At 63.8% G+C, this 3,875-nt stretch carries 3 protein-coding genes and 1 tRNA gene; all 4 read right to left on the bottom strand.

The genetic code is table 11. From position 1 onward, the window contains the following. Window positions 1-166: 166 nt before the first annotated feature. Window positions 167-242, bottom strand: a tRNA-Phe gene (locus QZ511_RS16460). Between the two features lie 145 nt (window positions 243-387). Further along, window positions 388-663: an oxidative damage protection protein gene (locus tag QZ511_RS16455; protein WP_295804148.1), complete on the bottom strand. Its 276-nt coding sequence runs from the start codon at window positions 661-663 to the stop codon at window positions 388-390. Between the two features lie 19 nt (window positions 664-682). Beyond that, on the bottom strand, window positions 683-1,792 hold the full coding sequence (gene mutY, locus QZ511_RS16450) for an A/G-specific adenine glycosylase (RefSeq protein ID WP_295804146.1): 1,110 nt from the start codon (window positions 1,790-1,792) through the stop codon (window positions 683-685). A gap of 99 nt (window positions 1,793-1,891) precedes the next feature. After that, the coding region (locus QZ511_RS16445; protein ID WP_295804143.1) for an AsmA family protein at window positions 1,892-3,875 on the bottom strand (1,984 nt) is incomplete at its 5' end.

Raw genomic sequence — 3,875 nt, 5'->3', positions numbered from 1 at the left:
AGGCGGAAGAATCAGAACAGCCTAAGGGCTGTTCTGCCCCTGCGGGCTTCGCGCTGGCGCGCTCGTTGCAAATCGCTGGCGCGATTAGTCGAACCACATCGGTGGTTCTCATCCACCTCCGTGAACCATAAAAAAAGCCGCACCCTTTCGGGAGCGGCTTTTTGTATGGTGCCCAGAGGCGGAATCGAACCACCGACACGGGGATTTTCAATCCCCTGCTCTACCGACTGAGCTATCTGGGCTTCGCTTTGTTCGGGGTTGTCCCCGGCAGCGAGGCGCGTATTAAACCTGCTCTCTCGGGGGGAGTCAACCCCTTGATTGATAAATAGTTTTCCCGTTTGTAAGCGGTCGCTTACCCGGCGTGGCTATCCTCGATCGCGGCGCCTTTTACTGCTGGTCTTCCGGTACGAAGCCTTCCGCTGCGTCGTAGTCCTCACCGCTGAAGAACTTGGTCATCTGCTCGGCGAGATAGGCGCGGGTGGAGGGTTCCATCATGTTGAGGCGTTTCTCGTTGATCAGCATGGTCTGATGCGCCAGCCACTCCTGCCAGGCCTTGGCGGAGACGTTCTCGAAGATATCCTGGCCTTTGGGGCCGGGGAAGGGCGGGTTGGGGAGACCTTCCAGTTCCTGTTGGTATTTGCGGCAGAAGACGGTACGGGACATGGGTTCTCCTCAGGTTCTCTCAACAGGGCTCCAGCAGGGGAGCCCGAAGTGCCACCAGCTGTTTCACCAGCTTGGCAATGGGCGCCGGCAGTCCCAGGTCCTGTGCGGACCGGGGCCGGTCGAGCTGGCGCAGTTTATACCAGCCGCTGGAGCCTTCCGCCACCTGGCTGGGTCTGGCCGGCAGTTGTATCCACACAGGGTGTATATCCAGGTGGAAGTGGGTAAAGGTGTGGCGCATGGGCGGCAGCGGCTGGACCTCGCCGGCGCTCAGGTCCCGGGATGCCAGCCACTCCTGGGCGCTGGCCTCACCGCCGTCGTCGCCCTCCAGCTGTGGCGGAATCCACAGCCCGCCCCAGATGCCGGTGGCCGGGCGCTGTTCCAGGTACAGTTCGCCATCGTGTTCGATCAGCAACAGGGTAGTCTGGCGTACCGGCTTTTCCTTTTTCGGCTTCTTGCCCGGGTAATCCGTCGGGTTGCCCTGGGCGTGGGCGGTGCAGTTTTTTGCGAAGGGGCAGCGCTCGCAGGCGGGTCTCGCGCGACTGCACAGGGTAGCCCCCAGGTCCATCATCGCCTGGGTGTAGTCCCCGGTGCGGGACTCCGGTGTATAGCGTTCCGCTATCTCCCACAGGCGCTTGGCCACCGTTGTCTGTCCCGGCCAGCCGTCCACCGCGTGCATGCGAGCCAGTACCCGCTTCACATTGCCATCCAGAATCGGTGCGGCCAGGTTCATGCTGATGCTGGCAATGGCGCCGGCGGTGGAGCGGCCAATGCCCGGCAGCTCCGCCAGTGCCTCCACATCCTGTGGGAACTTGCCGCCGTGCTGGCTCACCACCGCCTGGGCGCATTTATGCAGATTGCGCGCGCGAGCGTAATAGCCGAGGCCGCTCCAGTGAGCCAGTACCGCGTCCTGGCTGGCCGTGGCCAGCGCTTCCAGCGTTGGGAAGGATTCCATAAAGCGCTGGTAATAGGGGATGACCGCGGTGACCTGGGTCTGCTGCAGCATGATCTCCGACACCCACACCCGGTAGGGGTTGATGTTCTGCTGCCACGGCAGATCGTGGCGACCGTGCTGGTCGAACCAGGCGAGCAGGGCCTGCTGGAATTTGGCGGGAGTGAGGGGCTTGGGCATGGGTCAAAACAAAAATGGGCACCACTGAGGGTGCCCATCGTACTTGGAATTGTCGCTTCGTCATACCGGGCTGCGCCGGGATGACGAGCGAGGCCGGGATCAGTTGTCGCGGTCGAACAGGCCCTTGAACTTGTCTTTCAGCTCGTCGACCTTCTCCTTGACCTTGTCGCCGTACTTCTTCTCCGCCTTGTATTTCAGTTCGTCGCGGATCAGGTCGTCGAGGCGGCGGCTGTCCGGTTTGCAGGTGGTGGCGCCGGCGTCGCCGAAGCTGTCCTTGCAGCGCAGCGGCAGCGGGCGGTCGCGCCAGCGGTCGTTCTGCACCGAGCAGCCGTTGCCGGAAGTCTTCTCGCCGGTGAGCGCCAGGCCGAGAGCGAAGTCGAATTCCTGCTTGCCCAGGTCCACGGTGCCGTCGCCGGTAAGGGCGATGTTTTCCACCCCGGCGTTGATCTGCTGCACCTTGGCCACGTCGCCATCCAGGTTGATGCCGGCGCGCAGGTCCTGCAGGCGGGTGCTCTGGGGCCACTCTTTCTCCGGCAGCGGGGTTTTCTCCGCGTAGCTCACCAGCTGGCACATGCCCTTTTCCAGGTTGAACGGGGCCAGTGCCAGTTCTGCGGAATTGAGCTGCACCGCGGCGTGCAGGTTCTTCTGCAGCGCCAGGGTGTCGGCGCCGCTGGTCTGGGCTACCCAGGTGAGGTCGGTGCGCCCGGACAGAGTGACTTTTTTCTGATCCGCTGCTTCCGGCTCATCGCTGGCAAACAGCGCTTCCTGCACCTTGGATATTTCCACCCCGGTGAGGCCGCCGCTCAGTTCGCCGCGGGCGGATTTGCCGCGGGCATTGAATACGCCGGTGCTATTCAGTTTGCCGCCGTAGAGATCAGCGGCAAGCTGGTTGAGCTGGTACAGGCCGTTGGTGACCTTCACCGCCAGTTGCGGCTGGTCGATATCGAAATCCAGTGCGCGCACCTTTTCCAGCTTCAGGTCGAGGCTGGCATTGAAGCCGCGCATGGCTTCCAGTGGCAGCGGTACCGGCTGGGCGGCGGCCACGTCGGCGGCGAGTTCCTCTCCTTCCGGAGTGGCAACCGGCGGCGGCAGGTAGTCGTCCACATTCAGCTCTGCCCCGCGCAGGGTCAGGGATGCGCCGGGCACATCGCCGGCCTGGTAGCTGGCGCTGCCGCTGAATGTCAGACCGTCGAGGGTCAGTTGCAGAGGCTCGAGGCTGAGTTGCTTGTCGCTGCCACTGATGTCGGATTCGAGGCTGAACTCCCGCAGCACTTCGGCGCTCTGCGCCTTGTAGTCGCTGCCCACTGCGGCGATCCAGCCGGTGAGGGGCTCCGCCTTGGCATTGAGGTTCAGCTGTACCTGCCAGGGGGTATCCGCTTTGACCCGGTGCACATTGCCGCGCAGGTTCAGTTGCGCTTCGGCGCCGTTGGCGCTGGTGAGCTTGATATTTGCCGGTTGCAGGCGCAGGCCGTTGAGGCCCTTGTCGATGGCGAGGCTGCTGTCCAGATCCAGGGTGATGGCTTCCGGCAGGGCGCTGCCGGCCAGTTCCGCGCTGAGGTGCACATCGCCGGGCTTGCCGCCGGGCACCAGGTTGTCGGCGGTGATACGCAGTTTGCTGATGGTGTATTCGGTACCCGCCTGTTGGTCGCTGTAGCGCAGGAACCCGTCTTCGAGGCGCAGCTGCTCCAGGGCCAGGTGCAGTTCGCCGGCGGGCGCTTGTTCTTCCGCCGGTGCCACCTCCAGCTTCGGCGGTTCTTTTTCCTGACGCTGCTTGTCCGCCTCGGCCTTGGCGTCCATGGCGTCGGTGATCAGCTCCCAGTTGCCCTTGCCGTTCTGGTCCACGGTGAGTGCAACCTGGGGGCCGAGCAGGACAATTTCCTTGGCCTCGATGCGCTTGCCGAGCAGCGGCATCAACGCCACGCCCACGGCGACCTTGTCCGCTTCCAGCAGGGATTCCCGCGGCAGCGCGAGGGGCGCGAGTTTGACCCCTTCCAGTTTGAGGGCGATGTTGGGCCACAGTTGCCAGCCGATATCGCCGTCGAGGGTGAGGGCAATGCCCTGGTCGGCGGCCAGCTGTACGATT

The organism is uncultured Microbulbifer sp., assembly GCF_913055755.1.
Taxonomy (GTDB): Bacteria; Pseudomonadota; Gammaproteobacteria; order Pseudomonadales; family Cellvibrionaceae; genus Microbulbifer.
Note: the sequence above shows the minus strand (reverse complement) of the source record. Positions and strands in the feature narration are given on the sequence as shown.